At 62.1% G+C, this 21,964-nt stretch carries 23 protein-coding genes; 5 read left to right on the forward strand and 18 right to left on the reverse strand.

Annotation, left to right across the window (positions count from 1 at the left end):
• Positions 1 to 3 precede the first annotated feature (3 nt).
• The 16 genes from D0Z70_RS02130 to D0Z70_RS02205 form a co-directional block, all read right to left on the reverse strand.
• The gene (locus D0Z70_RS02130) at positions 4 to 396 is read right to left on the reverse strand and encodes a copper-binding protein (protein ID WP_119743768.1); all 393 of its coding nucleotides are present in this window, start codon (positions 394 to 396) and stop codon (positions 4 to 6) included.
• Between the two features lie 17 nt (positions 397 to 413).
• A complete protein-coding gene (locus D0Z70_RS02135) occupies positions 414 to 3,551 on the reverse strand; it encodes an efflux RND transporter permease subunit (protein ID WP_119743769.1) in 3,138 nt (1,045 codons plus the stop codon).
• Complete coding sequence (locus D0Z70_RS02140) at positions 3,548 to 5,035, reverse strand: efflux RND transporter periplasmic adaptor subunit (protein ID WP_119743770.1); 1,488 nt, start codon at positions 5,033 to 5,035, stop codon at positions 3,548 to 3,550. Before D0Z70_RS02140 ends, D0Z70_RS02135 begins: the two co-directional genes overlap by 4 nt.
• Complete coding sequence (locus tag D0Z70_RS02145; protein WP_119743771.1) at positions 5,032 to 6,261, reverse strand: TolC family protein; 1,230 nt, start codon at positions 6,259 to 6,261, stop codon at positions 5,032 to 5,034. The genes D0Z70_RS02140 and D0Z70_RS02145 overlap by 4 nt, the downstream gene beginning before the upstream one ends.
• Positions 6,262 to 6,399: 138 nt before the next feature.
• Positions 6,400 to 6,693, reverse strand: coding sequence for a hypothetical protein (locus D0Z70_RS02150; RefSeq protein WP_119743772.1), 294 nt, complete (start codon positions 6,691 to 6,693; stop codon positions 6,400 to 6,402).
• Positions 6,694 to 6,797: 104 nt separating this feature from the next.
• Positions 6,798 to 7,157: a hypothetical protein gene (locus D0Z70_RS02155; protein WP_119743773.1), complete on the reverse strand. Its 360-nt coding sequence runs from the start codon at positions 7,155 to 7,157 to the stop codon at positions 6,798 to 6,800.
• A 46-nt stretch (positions 7,158 to 7,203) separates the two neighbouring features.
• The gene (locus tag D0Z70_RS02160; protein ID WP_119743774.1) at positions 7,204 to 7,647 is read right to left on the reverse strand and encodes a DUF411 domain-containing protein; all 444 of its coding nucleotides are present in this window, start codon (positions 7,645 to 7,647) and stop codon (positions 7,204 to 7,206) included.
• A gap of 45 nt (positions 7,648 to 7,692) precedes the next feature.
• Positions 7,693 to 8,064 (reverse strand): DUF305 domain-containing protein, encoded by a 372-nt coding sequence (locus D0Z70_RS02165; protein WP_119743775.1) that lies wholly within the window; start codon positions 8,062 to 8,064, stop codon positions 7,693 to 7,695.
• 97 nt (positions 8,065 to 8,161) lie between these two features.
• Entirely contained in the window at positions 8,162 to 8,608 is a 447-nt protein-coding gene (locus tag D0Z70_RS02170; RefSeq protein ID WP_119743776.1) for a DUF305 domain-containing protein, read from the reverse strand.
• 44 nt (positions 8,609 to 8,652) lie between these two features.
• Complete coding sequence (locus D0Z70_RS02175; protein ID WP_182913812.1) at positions 8,653 to 9,330, reverse strand: PepSY domain-containing protein; 678 nt, start codon at positions 9,328 to 9,330, stop codon at positions 8,653 to 8,655.
• A 38-nt stretch (positions 9,331 to 9,368) separates the two neighbouring features.
• On the reverse strand, positions 9,369 to 10,643 hold the full coding sequence (locus D0Z70_RS02180; RefSeq protein WP_119743778.1) for a copper resistance protein B: 1,275 nt from the start codon (positions 10,641 to 10,643) through the stop codon (positions 9,369 to 9,371).
• Complete coding sequence (locus tag D0Z70_RS02185) at positions 10,640 to 12,568, reverse strand: copper resistance system multicopper oxidase (RefSeq protein ID WP_119743779.1); 1,929 nt, start codon at positions 12,566 to 12,568, stop codon at positions 10,640 to 10,642. Before D0Z70_RS02185 ends, D0Z70_RS02180 begins: the two co-directional genes overlap by 4 nt.
• Positions 12,569 to 12,663: 95 nt before the next feature.
• Positions 12,664 to 13,236, reverse strand: coding sequence for an RNA polymerase sigma factor (locus D0Z70_RS02190; protein ID WP_119743780.1), 573 nt, complete (start codon positions 13,234 to 13,236; stop codon positions 12,664 to 12,666).
• A complete protein-coding gene (locus D0Z70_RS02195) occupies positions 13,233 to 13,670 on the reverse strand; it encodes a periplasmic heavy metal sensor (protein WP_119743781.1) in 438 nt (145 codons plus the stop codon). Before D0Z70_RS02195 ends, D0Z70_RS02190 begins: the two co-directional genes overlap by 4 nt.
• A complete protein-coding gene (locus D0Z70_RS02200; RefSeq protein WP_239018782.1) occupies positions 13,667 to 13,924 on the reverse strand; it encodes a hypothetical protein in 258 nt (85 codons plus the stop codon). The genes D0Z70_RS02195 and D0Z70_RS02200 overlap by 4 nt, the downstream gene beginning before the upstream one ends.
• A gap of 166 nt (positions 13,925 to 14,090) precedes the next feature.
• Entirely contained in the window at positions 14,091 to 14,687 is a 597-nt protein-coding gene (locus D0Z70_RS02205) for a c-type cytochrome (RefSeq protein WP_119743783.1), read from the reverse strand.
• Between the two features lie 221 nt (positions 14,688 to 14,908).
• Here D0Z70_RS02205 and copC point away from each other — a divergent pair, with 221 nt between their 5' ends.
• Positions 14,909 to 15,289, forward strand: a complete 381-nt coding sequence (gene copC / locus D0Z70_RS02210; RefSeq protein ID WP_119744070.1) for a copper homeostasis periplasmic binding protein CopC — start codon at positions 14,909 to 14,911, stop codon at positions 15,287 to 15,289.
• A gap of 16 nt (positions 15,290 to 15,305) precedes the next feature.
• Positions 15,306 to 16,229: a copper homeostasis membrane protein CopD gene (copD, locus tag D0Z70_RS02215; protein ID WP_420820350.1), complete on the forward strand. Its 924-nt coding sequence runs from the start codon at positions 15,306 to 15,308 to the stop codon at positions 16,227 to 16,229.
• A gap of 3 nt (positions 16,230 to 16,232) precedes the next feature.
• Here copD and D0Z70_RS02220 read toward each other — a convergent pair whose 3' ends face one another.
• Both D0Z70_RS02220 and D0Z70_RS02225 read right to left on the reverse strand, forming a co-directional pair.
• A complete protein-coding gene (locus D0Z70_RS02220; protein WP_119743785.1) occupies positions 16,233 to 17,516 on the reverse strand; it encodes a type II restriction endonuclease in 1,284 nt (427 codons plus the stop codon).
• Between the two features lie 111 nt (positions 17,517 to 17,627).
• Positions 17,628 to 17,915: a flagellar biosynthetic protein FliQ gene (locus tag D0Z70_RS02225; protein ID WP_239018783.1), complete on the reverse strand. Its 288-nt coding sequence runs from the start codon at positions 17,913 to 17,915 to the stop codon at positions 17,628 to 17,630.
• A gap of 267 nt (positions 17,916 to 18,182) precedes the next feature.
• Between D0Z70_RS02225 and D0Z70_RS02230 the strand changes: the two genes are divergently transcribed.
• The 3 genes from D0Z70_RS02230 (at position 18,183) to D0Z70_RS02240 (ending at position 21,950) form a co-directional block, all read left to right on the forward strand.
• Positions 18,183 to 19,097 carry an NAD(P)/FAD-dependent oxidoreductase gene (locus D0Z70_RS02230; protein ID WP_338054898.1) on the forward strand — a complete coding sequence of 305 codons (915 nt, stop codon included), beginning with the start codon at positions 18,183 to 18,185 and terminating at the stop codon, positions 19,095 to 19,097.
• Positions 19,098 to 19,197: 100 nt separating this feature from the next.
• Positions 19,198 to 21,567, forward strand: coding sequence for a heavy metal translocating P-type ATPase (locus tag D0Z70_RS02235; RefSeq protein WP_119743787.1), 2,370 nt, complete (start codon positions 19,198 to 19,200; stop codon positions 21,565 to 21,567).
• Positions 21,564 to 21,950, forward strand: coding sequence for a MerR family DNA-binding protein (locus D0Z70_RS02240; protein ID WP_119743788.1), 387 nt, complete (start codon positions 21,564 to 21,566; stop codon positions 21,948 to 21,950). The genes D0Z70_RS02235 and D0Z70_RS02240 overlap by 4 nt, the downstream gene beginning before the upstream one ends.
• The last annotated feature ends 14 nt before the right edge of the window (positions 21,951 to 21,964 follow it).

The following is a 21,964-nucleotide window of genomic DNA, read 5'->3' on the forward strand; positions in this document are numbered from 1 at the left end:
TGTTCAGGGCTGCTTTTGGATCGCCGTCACCTCACCGGCACTGCCGACAAGCGTGACGTCGAAATCGACCTTGTCGCCGACCTTGGCCGCATCGGCGATCGCAGGCGCTGCCTTGAACGCCATCGTCATCGCCGGCCATTTGGCTTCGGGGATCGGGCCATGGTCGAGCGTGATCGTGCCTGCCGCCTTATCGATCTCCTTCACTGTCCCGTGGCCCTTGGCCTTGATCGCGGATGTCGCGGAGGGCGCCATCGCCATATTCCCCATATCGCCGCTCATGGCCGCGTCGGGCGATGCCTGATTGGTCTCGGCCGCGACGGGCGTCTCCGCCTTTTTGCCGCACGCGGCGGTCAGGGCGGCAAGGCCGAGGGCAATTGTCAGTCGTGCATAATTCATGGTCTTCTCCTTGCAGATTAAGCAGGTTGATGGTTGGTTTTGGGCTTGGGCTTGCGCAGCAGCAGATAGGCGGCCGGCAGAACGAACATGGAGAGCAGCGGCGCGGTCAGCATTCCGCCGATCATCGGGGCGGCGATCCGACTCATGACCTCGGAGCCGGCACCCGAGCCGAGCAAGATCGGCAGCAGGCCGGCGAGGATCACAGCCACCGTCATTGCCTTCGGCCGGACACGCAGCAAAGCGCCTTCGCGGACCGCCGCCTGAACCTCGGCCGTATCCGGATCGGCATGGCGCTCCTCCAATGCGTTCTTCAGATAGATCAGCATGACCACGCCGAACTCGGCCGAGACGCCGGCCAGCGCGATGAATCCGACGCCCGTCGCAACCGACTGGTTGAAGCCGAGCAAATAGAGCGTCCAGATGCCGCCGGTGAGGGCGAACGGCAGCGTGCCCATAATCAGCGCCGCCTCATCGAACCGCCCGAAGATCATGTAGAGCAGCACGAAGATGATCAGCAGCGTCGCGGGCACAACAAGTTTCAGCTTGTCGATGGCACGCTGGAGATATTCGAACTGCCCCGAATAGGCGATGCTGACGCCCGGCGAGAGCCTGACCTGTTTCGCGACCGCGCGCTGCAGGTCACCGACCACCGACGCCAGATCGCGCCCGCGCACATCGACATAGACCCAGGTCGAAGGCCGGGCATTCTCGGTCTTGAGCATCGGCGGCCCTTCGGCGATCGAGACATTGGCCACGGTGCCGAGCGTGATCTGCTGGCCCGACGGGGTCAGGACAGGCAATGTCCGCAGACCCTCCAGGCTATCGCGCAGTTCGCGCGGATAGCGCACGCTGATCGGGTAGCGCGCCAGCCCCTCGACCGTCTCGCCGATGGTCTCGCCGCCGATCGCACCCGAGACGATTGCCTGCACGTCGGTAATGTTGAGCCCGAACCGCGCCGCCGCGGCCCGATCGATATCGACATCGACATAGCGTCCGCCGGTCAGCCGCTCCGCAAGGGCGGAGCTGATGCCGGGCACCGTCTTGGCGACCGTCTCGACATCATGGGCGATGCGATCGAGCTCGGCGAGGTTGGCGCCGGAGACCTTGACGCCGATCGGGCTCTTGATGCCGGTCGCCAGCATGTCGATACGGTTGCGGATTGGCGGCACCCAGACATTGGCGAGACCAGGGAGCTTTACCGTGCGATCAAGTTCGTCAACAAGCTTGTCGGGCGTCATGCCTGCTCGCCACTGGTCACGGGGTTTGAATTGGATGGTCGTCTCGAACATTTCGAGCGGTGCCGGGTCGGTTGCGCTCTCGGCGCGGCCGGCCTTCCCAAACACGCTCTCGACCTCGGGCACCGTCTTGATCAGCCGGTCGGTCTGCTGGAGCAGTTGCGAGGCCTTGGACGCTGACAGGCCCGGAAGGGCCGAGGGCATGTAGAGCAGATCGCCCTCATCGAGGTTAGGCATGAACTCGCCACCGAGCCGGGCAAGCGGCCATGCGGTTGTCGCGAACACAAGCAGCGCGATCAGCAACACGGTCTTAGGCTTTCGCATCGTCCAGTCGATCGCCGGCCGATAGAGGTTGGTCAGCCAGCGGTTGACCGGATTGGCCTGCTCGGCGGGGATGCGGCCGCGGATCAGCCAGCCCATCAGGATCGGCACCAGGGTCACCGACAGGATCGCGGCCGAGGCCATCGCATAGGTCTTGGTGAAGGCGAGCGGCGCAAACAGCCGACCTTCCTGCGCCTCCAGCGTGAACACGGGAATGAACGACAGCGTAATGATCAGCAGGCTGTAGAACAGCGCCGGCCCGACCTCGGCCGCTGCCTCGGTGACGACGATCCAGCGCATCTCGCCCTCAAGATGCGTGTTCGGATGCTCCTGCTCCCAACGCTCGATCTTTTTGTGGGCATTCTCGATCATGACGACCGCCGCATCGACCATCGCCCCGATCGCAATGGCGATCCCGCCCAGCGACATGATGTTGGCGTTCACGCCCTGAAACCGCATGACGACGAACGCGGCGAGCACGCCCAAGGGCAGGGTTAGGATCGCGACCAGCGCCGAACGGACGTGCCACAGGAACAGCCCGCAGACGATAGCGACGACGATGAACTCCTCGACCAGCTTGTGGGTGAGGTTCTCGACAGCCCGATCGATGAGCTGCGAACGGTCATACACCGTCACCACCTCGACGCCGGGTGGCAGGCTTGCCTTTAGGGTATTGAGCTTGTCCTTGACCGCAGCGATCGTTTCCCGGGCATTCTTGCCCGAGCGCAGGATCACGACCCCGCCCGCGACCTCGCCCTCCCCGTTCAGCTCCGCGATGCCGCGCCGCATCTCGGGTCCGATCTGGATGGTGGCGACATCACCAAGGCGGACCGGCACGCCACCGGCGGCCGTTCGGAGCGGGATCGCCCGGAAATCATCGAGCGTCTTCAGATAGCCCGAGGCGCGGACCATATATTCGGCCTCGGCCATCTCCAGCACCGACCCGCCCGCTTCCTGATTGGCCTGTTGGATTGCCTGGACGGCCTGCTGGTGGGTAACGCCGTAGGCAGCCAGCTTCACCGGATCGAGCAGCACTTGATACTGCTTGACCATGCCGCCGATGCTGGCGACCTCGGCAACGCCGGAGACGGTCTTCAATTCGTAGCGCAGGAACCAGTCCTGCAGCCCGCGAAGCTGCGACAGATCATGCTGGCCAGTCCGATCGACCAGCGCATATTCATAGACCCAGCCGACCCCGGTCGCGTCGGGGCCGAGCGCGCTGCGCGCGCTCGCGGGCAAGCGCCCCTGCACCTGGTTCAAATATTCGAGCACGCGGCTGCGTGCCCAATAGAGGTCGGTGCCGTCCTCGAAAATCACATAGACGAAGCTGTCGCCGAAGAAGGAATAGCCGCGCACCGTCTTGGCGCCCGGCACCGACAGCATGGTGGTCGTGAGCGGATAGGTGACCTGGTTTTCGACGATCTGCGGCGCCTGCCCCGGATAGTTGGTGCGGATCACGACCTGGACGTCAGAGAGGTCGGGCAGCGCATCGATCGAGGTCGAGCGCACCGCCCATAGCCCGACCCCGACCAGCGCCAGCATGCCGATCAGGACGAAGAAGCGGTTCTTGACCGACCAGCGGATGAGATGGGCAATCACTGGCCCGCGACCTTCGCCAGACGGCGCACGGTCGGCCCGGCCGGTGGCTGGTCGAACCCAAAGCGCACACGGTCGCCGATCTTCAGACCGCGCGCGATGCGCGCATCGGCAAGGGCGAAGGTCATCGTCATCGCTGGCCACCCGATCGCCGGGACAGGCTCATGGCTAAGCGTCACCGACTTTGCGGTGATCTGTTCGATCTTGCCCACGGTCTCGTAGAGAGAGGCTGCAGGCTTGGCGGTGGCCGCGCCTGCAGCGATTCCGCCGATCGGCCGCGCCGCGACACCCGCCAGGCTCGCTTCGGAATCGATCAGGAACTGGCCCGAGGCGATGACTTTTTCGCCTTCGCTCAGGCCCGCCAGGATCTCGGTCTGGTCCCCCGATTCCCGCCCGGTCTGGACCTCGGCAGGCTGGTAACGGCCCTTGTCGAGCGCCAGCATGACCAGGGTGCGTTTACCGGTGCGTATCAACGCTTCGGAAGGCACGAGGAGGGCCGGTTGCGTGCTGCCACCGAACGACACCGTCGCGAACATGCCGGGACGCAAACGCCCGCCACGGTTGGGCAGCTCGATCCGCACGGTGAGCGTCCGGCTATCGGCCTGGGTCTGCGGCAGGATCGCCGATACGCGGCCCGACAAGGTCTCGCCAGGAAACGCTGCGAGCGTGGCTTGTACGGGTTGCCCGGGTTTGAGCGGACCGGCGATCGCTTCAGGCACGGCAGCATTAAGCCAGACCGTGGCGAGGCCGTTGACCTCGGCGAGCGTCTGGCCCGCCGTCATCGTCATCCCCGCGCGCACATCCAATGTCTTGATCACACCGCCGGTAGGGGTGGAGACCGTGACGACATTGTGCGGCCGTCCCGTTCGTTCGACCGCTGCGATCGTGCCCAACGGCATGCCAAGCAGCATGAGCCGCTGGCGCGCCGCCTGGATCAGCGCCGCGTTGCCAGTCCGCCGTACGGCAAGAAATTCCGCCTGGGCGCCGCCCCACTCGGGGACGAGCAGATCGGCAAGCGGGGCACCGGCGCCGATCATGTCGCCGGGCGCCCGAGCATAGACCCGTTGGACGAACCCCGCTGCGCGCGCCTGGACGATCGCAACATCGCGCTGATTGACATCGATCGTGCCGGTGGCGGTCAGGCTGCTGGCCAGTGCGCCCCTGCGCACCGTGACGATCCGCAGGCCGAGCGCCTGGGACGTGGAGGCATCAATCGAAATGCCCGGCGCGGTGTTTCCAGCACCCCCCTCGTCAGCATAGCGCGGAACGGTCTGCATTCCCATGGACGAAAGACCCGGACCGTCATGATGTTCGGCCGGTATCATCGGATCGTACCAATAAAGAATCTTGCGCGCTGCAGGCTTTGCGGCCCCACTATCTTTTGAACCCTGGATATCGGCCAGGGTGAAGCCCACGCCGCCGGCAGCAAGCGCAAGAACGGCGGCAGCGCCAAAGAGCCACCCACGGGCAATCGTAACTTCGCTCATCGGTCGTCGCTCCGGTAGGTAAGGGTCAAACGAGCGCCGTCGGCGGCAACCAGGGCTTCGCGGTCGAGGACCGAGAGGGTCGCATCGGCAAGGGCGGCATAGGCATCGGCGACATCAACGAGACTGGCGCGTCCGGCACCATAGCTCGCGGTCTCCAGCCTGACGCGTTGGTCGGCAAGCGGCTGCAGCGTGTCGCGCGCTCGCATCCATTGCTCGTGGTGCATGACATGATCGGCAAGATCGGACTCGAGATCGGCGGCGAGTGCGCGCCGCGTCGCCTCGCGTTCGGCCAGGACCCGCCCGGCATTGGCCTGGGCCGCGGCGATGCCAGCATTTTGGCGATTGCGGGTGAAGAACGGCAGGCTGACCGTCACGCCGGCCGAGACATAATCGCCGAACCGGGGATCGCGGCGCTGATAGGCGACATTCACACCAAAATCGGAGCGCCGGCCGGCATCGGCCAGGCGCACATCAGCATCCGCCTGGCCGGACTGGGCCTCGACCATCCGGATGGTTGGATGGCGATCGAGATTGGCGCGTAAGGTAATCGGCTCGATCGGAAAATCCGGGATTGGCCCGGCGATCTCGGGGCCGGTCTCGCCCGTCCAGCGAGTTAGCGTTGCGCGTGCCCGCGCCACACTCGACACCAGCTCGCTGCGGCGATCCTGCAGCGCAGCGACCGCCTGCTGGCCGGCAAGCGTCTGCGCCGGCCGTGCATTGCCCGACGCGACTGCGGCGGGCGTTGTTCCCACCAAATGTTCCAGGCGGGACAGAACATCATCGAGCGCGGCAAGCCTGCGCTCGGCATAGGCCAGATTGATCCAGGCGAGCGCTGTGCCGACCTCGACGGTTCGGGCCTCGACGGCGGTGTCGGCTTCGGCCGCCTTGATATCGCTCTCCGCGCGCGCCTGCTGGGCATGGCGCTTGGCGAGATTGGGAATGTCCTGCGACACGCCGACCCGCGCCATGGTGAAATCATCCCGCCGAGGTTCGAACGCAAGCGGCCCCGAGATCGGGAAGCTCTCGACACTCACGCCCAGCGTCGGATCGGGTAATGCGCCGGCGGCGCCACGCGCGGACCGTGCGGCATCAGCGCCCAGCGCCTTTGCCTGAAGAGACGGGGCCTGATGCTGGGCGCGCTGAAGCGCTGCATCAAACGTGAGCGGACCAGCCAGAGCCATGCCGGGGATCGCGGCGATGATCGGCGCGAGATAGAAGAGGCGCATCAATTTCTCCTGATCGGAAGATCAGGCCAGTCAGAGTCCATGCAGATTCGGCACAGCGATACCGGCGAAACAGAAATCCGTTTCGCCGGTATCTCAGGCCTGACCGTCAGGGGGAACTGAACCAGCCAGGGTCTGATCCTAGCTGGCAGCAGCGCCGGAGCCGGACGGCATCATCATGCCGTGCATCTCCTTCATACAATCCGCAGCGCTCATCTTCATCATGTCACAGCTGCAATTCGCCATCTGCGCGGCATCCGGCACCCAGACACGACGGGGTGCCTGCAATGGGGCACGAGGGCCGTACTGGGGCGCGCTGCGCCATTCATGATGGCCCTGCCCAGACGATGCGCTGCCTTGGGCAGACGCTGGCGCGATGGCGAAGCCAGAGGCAGTGGCCGCAATGATGACCGCGGCAATTTTGAACGTCTTCATGACACTATTCCTTGAGCAAATAATCGTGGGATAGCCGCAGATCCGGTGGCGATTTTTTGCGCACGCGACGCGCGCATAGCCACCCTGCTTACGGCCGAAGTCGATTAGCCAAGGATAGTGGGAGGTTCAGGCTCGGGAGTCAGATCACTGCCATGCAGGATCGTCGTGGTCGTCCAGAACGCCATGGCCTGATGAGGTATTGGCGCTGCCGGGACCCGCGGCGCATCCCGCAGAACGATCGGCACAACACATCCCATGGCCGCGATGCAGTCGAACGTGAGGCCCTTGCAAGGCTGGCCCGACGGCTGCTGCTCTTGCGCCATCGCTTTCATGCAATCCGCGCTCATCCCCGCCATCGCCATTGGCGGTGCAGCCACCGCTGGCGCCGATGCATAGGCCGCCGCTTGGCCGATCAGGCCAATGACCGCTCCCAACAGGAGAAAGAGATGCGTAAAGCGTTTCACAGCCGTTACTTCTTACACCAGCCCTGCTGATCGAACAATGACACAATCAGCCGCCATGCCGCGCGAAGAGTCGTTGTCCGCCTGAACCAAAAGCCATGACGTTATAAGCTTCAGCGCGTTGTCCAGGGACTTCCATTCCCGGTGAACCCATAGGCATCCCGGCGACCGCGAGTCCGCGCACCCCGCGCGGCTTTTGGGCAAGAACCCGTTTCATGTCGGCGATCGGAACATGGCCTTCAAAAACCATCCCGTCCACGAGCGCCGTGTGACAGGACGACAAGGCTGCAGGAACGCCCTGGGTCCGCTGGAAGCCAGCGCGCTGACGATCGTCGATGATCGTCACCTGACGCCCGAATTGCTTACGCACCTGCACGGCCCATTGTTCACAGCAACCGCATCCCGGATCCCGATGGACAACGATAGGCGCGGCCGCAGTGCTCGCGATTGAGAGCGACGCGGATAATACCGCAAGAGCCATTTTGATTTTCATATCAACCTTCAGTGTTTCCCCCGCCCCTTGAGGCGGGGGAGGATTTTACTGCGCGCGCTTGCCATGGGCCTTCAGCCAGTCCTGAAGCTCGCCCACTTCCCGGGTCTGCTCGGTGACCGCCTTATTCGCCATCATCCGAACCTTCGCGTCTTTAGTATCTCGCAGTACTATGCGCGACATCGCGATCGCGCCCCTATGGTGCTCAATCATTTTGCGAACCCAGGTTTCAGTTGCATCGCCGCCCATCGCGGACATCATCTTTTGATGCATTTCCATCTCGGCGGGCGGATACGGGTTGGCCCGTGTCGGCTTCATCATCTGGCCCATGTCCATCTTGGAATGGTCCATGCCCTGCATTTGCGCGATACCGGGCGTGGCCAACAATCCGACGATCATGACGGCGATTATTTTCTTCATAATATTCTCCTTATCGTCCCCGGATTGTTAATACGCGCGAGCGTGCTTTTCCCCTCCGCGAAACGCAGACACTCCCCAAGAATTAGGGGTCAGGATGCTATTTACGGGCCAAAATTGCCTTCATCTCGTCGATCTCGCGCCGCTGGGATACCTCGATGCCGCTACAGAGACGAACGACTTCCGGATCTTTGAGAGATGCCTCACGACACATGAGGATCGCCCCCGAATGGTGGGGGATCATCGACCGCAGGAACGCGGTATCGCCGATCGTCGTTTGCGTCCGGATGAGCGCGAACGATCCAGCAAATATCGCGACAGAGCCGATCAAAAGGGCGGCGTTCGCGGTTTTCGATGGAAACATATGCCCCATTGCGAGTATCATCAACACCACCATGGGTGCGACCATCATAAGCGTCATGTAGACCATGTTAAGGTTATTATAGAAGCTCCCCAGACTATCGATCATGACGAACATCACCAAATACATGATGATGCCGCCAACGAAGGTCTGCAGCGCGAGGCTGGTATAAGCGTTCTTCATCATTGGTCGTCTCCTTTGGCCCCCGCCCAAGAATTCCCCATAGTCGTTCAACTCTTGCGGCGCCGCTTTCGCGGCCAGCGGAAATACAAAAGAGCAGAACCCGCGATCGCGAGCGCAAGCCCCCCACCGGCAAATCCAATCAGCCAGGGCGTGTTGAAATCTTCGTGGTTCTTCCAATCCATGATGTGAAGGCCCCAGAAGAAGTCATAGAGACGCCAAGTGCCGTTCCTGACGGCAACGATCCGACCGCTATTTTGCGCAATATAAACGCGGGTCGAATCCTGATCTGGAAAGTCGATCCGCCATGCCGGAAGCACGCCCTTATATTCGGTGCTCGCGGACGTAACGGCACGGACGCTCGGCGGCGCCGACTTCCCACGATATGCTCGCACCGCCACCGCGCGAGCCATCGCGGCGTTGACGGGCGGGATGGCCGACGCCGTTTCTGCGTCGTGTATCTGCACCGAGCCGTCAGCCATCTCCACCTCGGCGACCTCGCGCCCAGCGAGCATACGGTACCGCACCTCGCGGACAGGTGCGGCCACCTGGCGCAGAACGATATCGAGCGGCGCCCGGGCACGGCCCTGATCGAGCGTCGCCAGCGATGCGCGATCTACGATATGTTCACCGCGAACCCGATCGATGGGCAACACACTCATGATCAGGCCGCTCGCAAACCACAGCAATAACTGGACGCCGATGATCAGGGCCAGCCAGCGGTGCACCCGGCTAACCCCGACATGGAGGCGAAGCCGGTTGCTCCTCAGAACCAGGTCCGCACGCCAATGACAAAGCTTGTCGCCTTGACACCTTCGCCATCAGCTCGCGCATAATCCGCGGTCTTGCCCAGCTTGCGATCGTAGGAGACGCCAATATAGGGCGCAAATTCGCGTCTGACTTCGTAACGCAGGCGCAGCCCAAATTCGGCGTTCGATATACCCGCGCCGATGCGGGTTTCCGGCACGTCCTGGGCTGATAGATTCAATTCGACCCGGGGCTGAAGGATCAAACGTTGCGTAATACGCTGATCGTAATAGCCCTCGATCCGACCCAGAACCTCACCCTTGTTCGACAGGAACAAGGCTGCCTCTGTTTCGAACCAGTAAGGCGCAACGCCCTCGATCCCGATCGTCGCATAAGTGCGGGAGGGATTGGGTTTGAAATCATATCGAACACCAGCCTGCAGGTTCCAGTATGGATCGAGCGCGCGGCTGTAGAGCGCCTGAATCTCCGCAGTTTCCATAAAGGTGCCGTTACGACCGCCCAAGACGCCCTCGCCTTCTGACTTGATTGTCAACCGATCGAGATCCTTGCCGAACCACGCTTCGCCATCCCAGCGATAACCGTCCCGACCATTTCGGACCTGATATTCCGCCAGATTGAACAGGATCATCGAGGAGGTGCTGGCGCCATGCTCGTTGTGCAGCATGGACCGTGAATCGACCATCGCACCGTTCTGATAAATCCGATCGGCATAATGATCGCTTGGTGCTGCCGGCGCCGGTGCATTGCCCGGTGCAAGGCTCGTGCCCCCTGCGCCATGACCGGCCATCTGCCCGTCCATCGACATGCCGGGCATGGACGACATGTCATGCTCCATTGGCTGACCGGTTCCACCAGCAGGCATATTCATACCGGGCATATCGTGGTTCATGGTGCCACCCGCCGTGTCCGGCATTGTCATGCCAGGCATGCTCGACATGTCATGTCCTGCATGGGGATCGGGCTTCGGAGATGCCTTGCTTCCTGCCGTTCCCGACATATCCATTCCTGGCATGGCGCCCATTCCCGACATGTCATGGGCGGCCGCTTTAGGTTGCGCGACGGGCGCCCCGCGCTTTGCTGGAGTTGGTTTAGCAGCCGGTTTGGCGGCCGTTTTGCGCTTAACGGGAGTGGCGGGTTTGGCTGCCGGCTTTTTCTTCGGAGGTGCTTTGGCCGCAGGCATGTTCATGCCCGGCATATTCTGCATCGATTGCGCGTTAGCCGGAGCCGCGAGGGCAAGCGGCGCTACGCTAATGAGGAGAAGCAATGCCTTCATGCTGCTTCTCCCCGAGGCCGGACAGAGACGACGCGCATCATCCCGGCGTGCATGTGATAAAGCATGTGACAGTGGAAGGCCCAGTCTCCGATCGCGTTGGCGGTGACGTCGAAACTCACTTTTCCGCCCGGCGCGACGTTGACCGTGTGCTTGCGCGGCGAATATTCGCCATGCCCCGTAACCAACTCGAAAAAATGCCCGTGGAGATGGATCGGGTGCGACATCATCGTGTCGTTCACCAGCGTGACACGCACACGTTCATTTTCGAGGAATGGGATTGGCTCGCGCTTGTCGCTCAACTTAACGCCGTCGAACGACCACATATAGCGTTCCATATTGCCGGTCAGGTGGATTTCCATCGCCCGATCTGGCGCCCGCACGTCGGGGTTGCGATCCACCGCCATGAGGTCGCGATAGACCAGGACGCGGTGTCCGACATCTTCCAGGCCCTGCCCGGGCTCTCCGGTGCGATCCATCGGCATAGGTGAAATCGTCTGGACGCCAGGCCCCATCTTGACCTGCGGGGCTTTGCTACCGTCGCGCATATTCATGCCGCCCATCTCGCCCATCGCCATGCCTGCCATAGCGTCGCCGGCCGGAGCGCCCATTCCAGGCATGCGCGCCATCGAGCCGCCGGGCGTCTTGTCGGTTGTCGGCATGGATGCGCCGGAGCCCATGTCCATGCCCGCCATGCCACCAGCAGCGGCGGCGCCTGTCGGCATGTCATGACCCATTGCTGCATGGTCCATGCCGGCCATCGTAGAACCGCCGGAAGCGTCCATGCCTTGCATGCCGCCCATGTCCATCTCGCCCATGCCCATATCCTTCATATCGGCAAGGGGACGTTTGCGAAGCGCGGGTACCTCGGCTGCCATGCCTTCGCGCGGGGCCAGAGTTGCGCGCGCCATGCCAGACCGATCAACAGATTCGCCGATCAGAGTGTAGGCACGGTCATCGGTCGGGGTGACAATGATGTCGTAGGTTTCCGCCACCGCAATTTGGAACTCGTCGACCTCCACCGGCCGTACGTCTAGGCCATCGGCCTGAACGACCGTGAGCTTGAGTCCTGGAATCCGGACATTGAACGTCGTCATCGCCGAGGCGTTGACAAAACGTAGCCGAACCCGCTCGCCGGGCCGGAAAAGCGCTGTCCAATTGTCCCGGGGACCATGGCCATTGACGAGATAGGTGTAGGTTGAACCTGTGACATCAGAGACGTCCGTGGGGTCCATCCGCATCTTGCCCCAGTCGAGACGATCCTTGAGCGGTTGATCTTCTTTTGCCATCAGGCCAGCCAGCGTCTGGCGCTGATAGTTGAAATAGCCCCCGCCCACCTGCTTGAGCTTTCTGAAAATCGCGTGCGGATGCATCTGGCTATGGTCGGACAGCACGATCACATGCTCGCGGTCCGACTTGATCGGATCTTCGCCTGCCGGATCGATCACGATCGGCCCGTAATGGCCCATCTGTTCCTGCAAACCCGAATGGCTATGATACCAATAGGTGCCCGCCTGGACGATCGGAAATTCATAGACGAAGGTCGATTTTGGTTTGATGCCGGGAAAGCTGATCCCGGGCACGCCATCGAACTGGAATGGTACGAGTAAGCCATGCCAGTGGATCGAGCTGTCTTCGTCGAGATCGTTGATCACCGACAGGCGCGCCGTCTGGCCCTGGCGCAACCGGATCAAAGGCGCCGGCACAGTACCGTTAATGCCAATGGCATGGCTTGCACGACCATCGATCATCATCATCTGATGAGCGATTTTGAGAGTGATATCGTTGCCAGTGACGGTCGGGAGCGGCTTCACGATTCCGGCCGAAACGGGCTGAGCCCATGCCGGCATCCAGGCCGACAATGCCAGGCCACCGCCGGTCAGCGCGGCACCGCGGAACAGATCGCGGCGGTTCAATACCGGGGGCATATAATCTCCTTGTTCATCGTTCAGCACCCTCTTGTCCGCAGCGAGGCTCGAGCGCGGTATCTCTCTCATCCTTACGCACGAGCACGGCGCACCCCTCAAATGTCGGCCAAGATTTCAGCAAGACGGACGCGGGCGCGATACAGCCGCGTCTCGACAGCCTTCCCGCTGATCGAAAGTGCCGACGCAGCTTCCGATTGGCTCAACCCTTCGACGGTGCGGAGCAGCAGAACCTCTCGCAACGAAGATGGCAAGGCCGCGATCGCAGTCGAGAGTTGTTCGAGTTCCATCTTGGAAGCTGCGCTGGCATGAGCCGAAGGTGCGTCGTCTGGGACCTGTTCAATTTCGTCGTCGGACGTGGCGGCACTGAAGATGAAGAGCTGTCGCACTCTTTGGCGACGGCGCCAATCACGGCATTTGTTGATCGCGATCCGCGACAGCCAGGCGCGCAGCGGTCGGGCACCATCATATTTCCGCAAATGGCTGAACGCCGAAACGAAGCAATCCTGGGTAAGGTCGAGCGCCTCTTCCGCATTGCCTACGAGTCCGCGGACCAGCCGAAATATCGCGGATTGATGCCGGTGCATGATCTCCGCGAATGCCGCTTGCCGGCCACCGATCGTCAGCGCGGCAAGTTCACCATCGGAGCACGACTGGAGCTCCAGACTCACCGCGCATCGTCGGTAAGCGCATGTACCACCGCCTGATCGAAGGTCTTGGCCTGATCCGGGCGTAAGATCTGGCGCATGGCGAAGATATGGCCGAGCGTTTCCTTTTGGAGCTGACCCATTGCCTGATGCGACTGATCGACGGCCGCAGCGACACCCGGACCGTTGCCATGTTCAGTTTCGATGGCATCGGCAAGCCGTGCATTGTCGGCTCTCAGTTCGAGTTCCAGCGCCCGTCGGCGCACGGCAAATCGCTGCTCAAGCAACTCGATCTGAGCCTTCTGACGATCGTCCAGGTCGAGCTTGCTGTGCAATACGTCATGCAGTTCGACGCCGCCAGCCACAGGATGTGGCAGGAAATGACGGCCGAGAAACACGCCCGCGACGGCTGCGGCAAAGGCGACAATCGCGACCAGAACGAGCAGCCGCGGCTTCATCGCGGACCTGCGAGCAACGTGGAGGGAGCAAGCGGATTGGATGGGCCGAAAGGCGAGAGCGTAACCGAGGCCTCAACTGGCGACGTGACCCCGTTGCTGGCAACACCGAGCAGCACTGCGCCAAAGGCGGCGACCGCGCCAAGCCTCAACTGGGAACCCGCCGAAACTTGCGGCATGGCGGCAATGCGCCTGAACACTGCCTCTTCGAGACCGGCCAGACCGGGATGCCCCGGTTCGTTGCGTAAGCGGCTCAAGAGCCCATCCAAGTCTATATTCATCTCAAATTCCTATTTTTTCTTTCCGTCCGACTCGCTGGCGCAAGAACCGTCTTTTCCACCTCCGCTATCGGCCCGTTCGTCAAAAGCGCCCCTCGGTTTTCGGGGGGCTGAACGACGACCTTCAAGGCACGGTGCCACATAGTTACGGCATCGTCTTTGTCATGCCAGGCATATCCTTCATCATCGCATCGTGATCTTCAGGGGCACTGGCAATCGCCGCCTGATATTGCGCAGGACTCATTTTCGGCATCTGCCGCACGAAAGCCACCATGTCCCAGATCAGCTCGTCGCTATGGGTTTTGCCCCAGGCCGGCATCGCTGTGAGCTTGACCCCATGCTTTATGATCCAGAACTGCTCCTTTGCCGATCTCAGGGGCTCATGGAAAAGCTCGGGAGCCCTGGGATAGAGGCCCTGGCTGATCTCGGACTTCTCGAGGCCCGGTGCGAGATGGCAGCCGCTGCACATCTCGGTATAGAGCCCCGCTCCGCTCTGCAGACGTTTCACATCCATCAGGTTTGCCGGGACGCTGATGTCGCGAGACCTTACCGCGATCGAGCGATCACGGAATTGCTCCACGAGCCAATAGACTGGTTTGCTGTGGGGGGCATCAGCGCCAATATCGTAAGCGCCGACATACACGACGATGCCGGCGAGCGCGCCACCGGCCAGCGCCGCCGCCGCGACGAAGCCCACGCTCGGAAAATGTCTCCGGAGCCATGCTTTCCTTGAATCTTCCATCGCGTCCTCCCCAGCAGAAAGTCTTTGGACGATCGATGATTTCACACCCCATCCAATTGATCATACGCGCGGCGCGCCTTCACCCCTCAACCCTACGCCGATCCCGCGCGCCGGCCGGTTTCCATGCAACCGCCGAAGAAATTTCGCGGGTTTGATGAGGGGTTGCACTCTGCGGTGCGTAAATCGCTGTGTCGGCAGTGTCGCCGCCTATGGAGAAATCGATGTTTCGTAAAACAGCTTTTGCCGTCGCCATGGCGACTTCTGTCTTTGCCGCCACCGCCGTCCAGGCTCACCCCAAACTGAGCAGTGCTACGCCAGCCGCAGACACCGTCGTCGCCGCCCCGACGAAGGTTCAACTCACCTTCACCGAAGGGCTGGTCGCACAATTTTCCGGCATCGACCTGACCATGACGGAAATGCCAGGCATGAAGATGGGGCCGATGAAGATGAATGGCGTCAAGGCCACGCTCGCCCCCGATGGCAAGACGCTCGTGGCGACGTTGGCAAAGCCACTATCTGCCGGAACGTACAAGGTCGACTATCACATCGTGTCGACCGACACGCATCGCGTCCAGGGCAGCTACACGTTCAAGGTCAAGTAAGACCGTGCCGGACACGGTGGCGACTGCCGTCAGGCTGGGGCTGTATATTGACCTCATGCTTCTCTTTGGGCTGCCGATGTTCGGGCTCTACACATTGCGCGGGGCCGAGCGGCAATCCGGCTCGGTCCTGCGCTTCCGCCCCGTTCTCGCCACCGTCGCCCTTGTGGGCATCGGACTATCGATATTGGGCGTGATGGTTTTGGCCGCATCGATGGGGGGTGTCACGATCGGCGAGATCGACCGCGCCACGGTCAGCATGGTGATTTCAGGAACGACAATCGGTACTGCGTGGCAGCTGCGTATCGCTGCGCTGCTGCTGGTATTGTATTTCTCGATCGTGGGTTGGCAGCGGCCGACCTTCGCGCTGGTATCCCTCTCGATCACGGCTGCCGTAGCTCTGTCTACGCTGGCGTGGACCGGGCATGGAGCTGCCGATGAAGGCCTGCTTGGCTGGTTTCACCTGGCCGCGGATATCACCCATCTCCTGGCGGCGGGAATTTGGATCGGGGCGCTATGTGCCCTCTGCCTCCTCATCTTCCGCTCGGCCGCGCGTATGGCCGCGGATCATATCCATCTCTCCCACCGGGCGTTGGACGGATTTGCAAGGATCGGCTCCATCGTCGTCGGCCTGCTGATTGTCTCGGGCCTCGCAAATAGCTGGATATTGATCGGGCCATCAAATGTCGGCGCGCTGTTCACCACGCTGTATGGCATGCTGCTTGTGGGCAAATTGCTGCTTTTCGGTGCGATGCTCCTCTTGGCTGCGGCGAACCGTTTTTTCCTGACGCCGGCTCTTGCGGCGGCACTGGAGCGGGGAGATGGCGAAACCGCAGTGGGAGCGTTACGCCAGAGTCTCCTGATCGAAAGCGGCTGCGCTATAGCGATCCTTGCGCTGGTCGCCTGGCTTGGGCAGTTGGCGCCCCCGGCGTCGGGGATGTGATTTTCAGGGCAGCGCCCGGGCTATGGCCTTGATCGCCTTCAATCCCGACCCGAACCTGGAAATTGCGTCCTTGTGACGCTCCAGTTCGCCATAGGGGAGATAGGCGATCTCGAGATCCGCGACCCGGCTGAAGGCGGGCCGCGCCAGTTGCGCCCGCACGTCGGATTCCCGAGCGTCCGGGGCGACGAGAAACAGCCCAGCGGTCGCGTGTAATTCGCTGCCGCTCAGGGCGAGGTCGAGCATACGTACGATACCCGAATAGATCGACGTCGAATGCTCCACCTCGAATGCCGCTGCGACACGATCGCCGCCCCGCTCAAGCCACAGCACATCGATCAGGCGGATGGCATCTCCGCCGGTCGAAGTAGAAATGGATGCCGGCAAACTTTCCAGGCATCCCTCCCCAAGGCGCAATCCGTCGTGAAGACGCCCGCGATCATTGGCCGCGATCCAGACATCGTAACCAAGCGCCCGCCCGATATCGCGAAGCCAGGCTTGAACTTCCGAGTGGGTCCGATCGCTTTCACCCTGCTTCTGGACCGCCTTGTTGAGGCTTTGCGCTTCGGCCCGGGCCTGCTCCAGCCGGGCCGTCCAGCTACCCGCGCTTTGATCCTCCTCACCACGGGGCGGAGCTGGGTATCGGCCTGAGCCGATATCGAACAACAGGCCGCCAATGGCGCCAAGATCGTTGGACAGCAGGTCCCGGAATTGCTCGTTGAGGTCGAGAACGCCCGACCGCATTGCCAGAAAATGCTGCCAGCTACCCAGCTTGACCTTTCCGCCCGTGAGCTTGTTGTAGCCGGTAACGATCGCCGTATTGAAGGGAGGCACCAGGGTCGGGTGGAGAAAATACAGCAGATTGGCGACTGCTGGCCCGAGCCCCTTAATGTTCAGCCGATCGATCGTGTGGATGCCTGCGATAATCTCCTCCGCGGTATCGCAACATGCGCAATGATCCAGTAGCCGCCCAAAAGCGCGCTGGTTTGCCGGGTTCTCATAAATGTCGGGGATCCGCAGCTTTGGTTTCCACAGAAAGGCATGGTCTGCGCCCTTGAAGATCTGCCGTTGTTCCGCGACCGAGTGGACCACGGTTTCGAGCGACGAACCCCGATAGGCGACGCCAAATCGCCCGGTCTCGATCTCGGCGACGACCTGGGCCAGACCGCGCCGGATCGAGCGGAAATTCTTGATCCGCTCATCCCACAGAAACCAGCTCTGATAGGTTGCGTTAGGATCTTCCCTCCACCGCTGGATCAGCTGCCGCGCCAGCAATTCAAAATCGGCCAATCCAATCCCCCTGATGCTTACCCAATCAGCCCGAGAGGCTAACATTGTGGTCAACGGCAAGCCATATTTTCGATCGTTGCCGCGCCGCGTGACAATCGGTCGCCTCGCTGTTCACTGGATCTCGTCTGGAATGTGCATAAGGAGATCGCGCGTATAATCGACAAGCAATGCTCCCATTGCGGCGCCAAAGAGGGCGAGGAATAGCAACAGTGCGAGCAATTTGGGCACAAAGCTGACCGTTTGCTCATTGATCGAGGTGGCAGCCTGGATGATCGAAATGATCAGCCCGACCACACCCATGATGATCAGAGGCGGTCCCGCCACCATCGCCATCACCCAAAGCGCCCGCCCCATCGACACGGAAAAAGGGCTGTAGCTCTCCATCTGCGCGTCCCCCATGCTCTTGCGTTCGCAAGGGCCAAGGAGCTGACAGTCCCGCCCATCGCGGGGCGAACGGCCAAGGAGATGATCGTTGTTCCGACCAGCCTTCCCTTGAGCGCTCGCCCCGCTCCACGCTGCGACCCGTGGGCTCCCGAACAGCCCGTCCAATCTTCGACAGGCTACTCCTGACTTACGCATCGACGGCGCGAACCCCTCGCCCCGACCCGCATTTTCTTCAAATATCGATGGCATTCGAGGGCAGAGGTGCGGGCGCGCGTAATAGAAGTGACGATTACCGTCGGCGAGGTGCGCATGTACGACTGCATTGTCATTGGCGGAGGACCCGCGGGCCTGACAGCTGCCACCTATCTGGGTCGGTTTCTGCGTACCACGCTGGTTATCGACGCCGGAGCAGGACGTGCCGCCAGCATTCCCAGAACACATAATCTTGTTGGCTTCCCGGAAGGGATATCCGGTGAGGATTTGCTGTTGCGGATGCGTCAGCACGCTGATCGCTATGGTGCAGAATTGGTCAGTGACGTCGCCCGCAGTATCACGCAGTCCGAGAACGGCTTTGTCGTCGGCATAAGTTCCCGCACCGTCGAGGCTCGAACGGTGTTGCTTGCGCCGGGCGTGGCCAATCACCGACCAAAGCTCGCGCAGGCAGCACACGACAAAGGCGTTTTGCGCGGCCTCATCCGCTATTGTCCAATTTGCGATGCCTACGAGGTACGCGGCAAGCGCGTGGCCGTCCTGGGCTGCTCGGAGCATGGCGCGGCCGAAGCTCTCTTCGTGCGGCGCTACAGCGAGACCGTCACCCTGCTTACTGAAGAGTCCGCGCAGCTTTCGCGCGCCGATCAAGCAGAGCTTTCCGGAAGCGGAATCGCGGTCGAACCTGCGGCCATTCGAACACTTTCGGTCAACGATGATGATATTCTCGTGCGCCTGTCCGATGGCCAGTCGCTCAGCTTCGATACGCTCTATGTCGCGCTCGGAAGTTCAGGACGGTCAGAGCTGGCGCGGATGGCAGGTGCAGCGTTAAGTGCATCGGGCTGCATCGTTGTCGATGATCACCAGCGAACGTCGATCAGCGGTCTGTTCGCTGCCGGCGACGTCGTCGAAGGGCTCGACCAAATTGCCGTCGCGGCGGGTCAGGCGGCCAAGGCAGCCACCGCGATCCACAATCTTCTGCTCGAATGAACCGGCTCCAGCCTCGGGCGGGCAGATTATTTTAACCGGGGTCTTGACCCTGACACAATGTCAGACCCCAAATTGCTTATCGTCGATAAGGAGACGAGCCATGACCGATCCTATTTCCGCGAGCGAATCTGGTGCGCATAGCTGTTGCGCTGGAAAGCACCGCGAGGCGCAAGGCTCGAAGACAGCGAAGGATCCTGTCTGCGGCATGATGGTGGATCCCGACGCGACCGCGCACCATGCCTCCCATGGCGGAAAGGATTTTCACTTCTGCAGCGCCGGATGTCGTTCGAAATTTATCGCCGAACCGGAACGATATCTGGCAAGCGGGAGCAACGAGGCCCCGGTCGCCGAGCCGGGCACGATTTGGACCTGTCCGATGCACCCGGAGATTCGGAAGGATCGTCCCGGTCCTTGCCCGATCTGCGGGATGGCGCTCGAGCCAGAGCTCGTGACGGCGGAATCCGGCCCGAGCCCTGAACTCGTCGATATGTCGCGGCGCTTCTGGATCGCCCTGGCACTGACAGTACCCATATTCCTCCTTGAAATGGGAGGGCATCTTTTCCCCGCGCTTCATCAACTCGTCTCCGAACGAATATCGGGGTGGGTGCAGTTCGCCTTGGCGACCCCGGTCGTACTGTGGGCGGGCTGGCCGTTTTTCGAGCGCGGTTGGGCCTCCATCCGGTCGCGAAACCTCAACATGTTCACGCTGATCGCGATGGGTACTGGCGTCGCTTGGGCCTACAGCGTGGTGGCCACGCTGGCTCCAGGCATATTCCCGGCGGCGTTCCGCATGATGGATGGCACTGTCGCGATCTATTTCGAGGCCGCCGCCGTCATCACCGTCCTCGTGCTTCTCGGACAGGTTCTCGAACTGCGCGCCCGAGAGCGCACCTCGGGCGCAATCAAGGCCCTGCTCAATCTGGCACCCAAGACTGCCCGCCGGATCCTGCCGGATGGTAGCGACGAGGAAGTCGATATTGATTTGATCGCCGTCGGTGACAGGTTGCGGGTCCGCCCCGGCGAAAAAGTGCCCGTGGACGCAGTTGTCGAAAATGGCCGCTCTTCGATCGACGAGTCTATGGTGACCGGCGAGTCGATGCCGGTCACCAAGACGATCGATGCCCATGTGGTAGCCGGCACGATGAACCAAACGGGATCTCTTGTCATACGCGCTGACAAGGTTGGCCGCGATACGATGCTGGCGCGGATCGTCCAGATGGTGGCGGATGCGCAGCGTTCGCGCGCGCCGATCCAGCGCACGGCCGACAAGGTCGCGGGCTGGTTCGTCCCGGCAGTGCTTGGCGTAGCACTGCTCTCATTTGCGATCTGGGGGATATGGGGTCCGGAACCGCGACTGGCGCACGGCCTCGTGGCAGCGGTCGCAGTGCTGATCATCGCTTGTCCCTGCGCGCTCGGCCTGGCGACGCCGATGTCGATCATGGTCGGGATCGGACGGGGTGCGGGCCTTGGCGTCCTGATCAAGAATGCCGAGGCGCTCGAGCGTATGGAGAAGGTCGATACGATCGTCGTCGACAAGACCGGCACGCTGACCGAAGGGCGACCTTCGGTGACGAGCATCGTGGCAATGGACGGCTTTTCGGAGCATGACCTTCTTCGCCTGGCGGCGGGCGTCGAGCGGGCATCAGAGCATCCGCTGGCGCTCGCGATCGTCGCAGCCGCAAAGGACCGTGACGTCAACGTTCCCGAAGTCTCCGATTTTGACTCGCCTACCGGCAAGGGTGCGGTCGGGACCGTGGACGGCAGGCGCATCTTTCTGGGCGGCGCGGCCTATCTCGAGGAGAATGGGATCGACGTGTCAGCCGCGGCTGCCCGGGCCGATGAGCTGCGGGCGGACGGAGCGACAGCGATTTTCGCCGCCGTTGACGGCCAGGTTGCCGGGATCCTCGCCATTGCCGATCCGATCAAGGCAACAACGGCGGAGGCACTGGCCACTCTACGCAAGGAGGGCGTGAGCGTCGTCATGCTGACGGGCGACAACCGGACGACCGCCGAGGCGGTGGCCCGGAAACTCGGCATCGATGCAGTCGAAGCCGAAGTGCTGCCCGATCAGAAGAGCGCTGTCGTCCTGCGCCTGCAACGCGAAGGCCATGTCGTCGCCATGGCTGGCGACGGGGTGAACGACGCGCCCGCTCTCGCAGCAGCGGACGTTGGTATCGCGATGGGTTCGGGCACGGATGTCGCCATCGAAAGCGCCGGTATCACCCTACTCAAGGGTGATCTTAATGGCATCGTGCGAGCGCGACGGCTGAGCGAGGCGACGATGGCCAACATCCGCCAGAACCTGTTCTTTGCTTTCATCTACAATGCCGCCGGCGTCCCCATAGCCGCTGGGCTGCTCTACCCGGTGTTTGGTATCCTTCTGTCACCTGTCATCGCTGCTGCCGCGATGGCCCTGTCATCGGTCAGCGTCGTCACCAACGCGCTGCGCCTCAATCGGGTGAGGCTGTGAACATCGGTGCGGCCTCCGACGCGAGCGCTGTGTCGCAGCGGATGATCCGCCATTATGAGAAGATCGGGCTTATCCCGTCGTCGCCGCGACGGGACAGCGGGTATAGAGACTATTCGCAAGCCGACGTGCATCGCCTGCGCTTCATCGCCAACGCCCGCGATCTCGGCTTTCCTATCAAAGAAATTCGCGTGCTGCTCGATCTCTGGTCCGACCGCGATCGCGCCAGCGCGGAGGTCAAGGCGCTGGCGGAAATGCGCGCGGCAGACCTCGGCCGGAAGGCGGACACGCTCAATGCGATGCGCGAAGCGTTGCTTGACTTGGCGAACGGCTGCCACGGCAACGAGCGACCTGAATGTCCGATAATCACGCGCCTCGCTTCCTGAGCCTATCTGGCGGG

The organism is Sphingobium terrigena (assembly GCF_003591655.1).
GTDB classification, from domain to species: domain Bacteria; phylum Pseudomonadota; class Alphaproteobacteria; order Sphingomonadales; family Sphingomonadaceae; genus Sphingobium; species Sphingobium terrigena.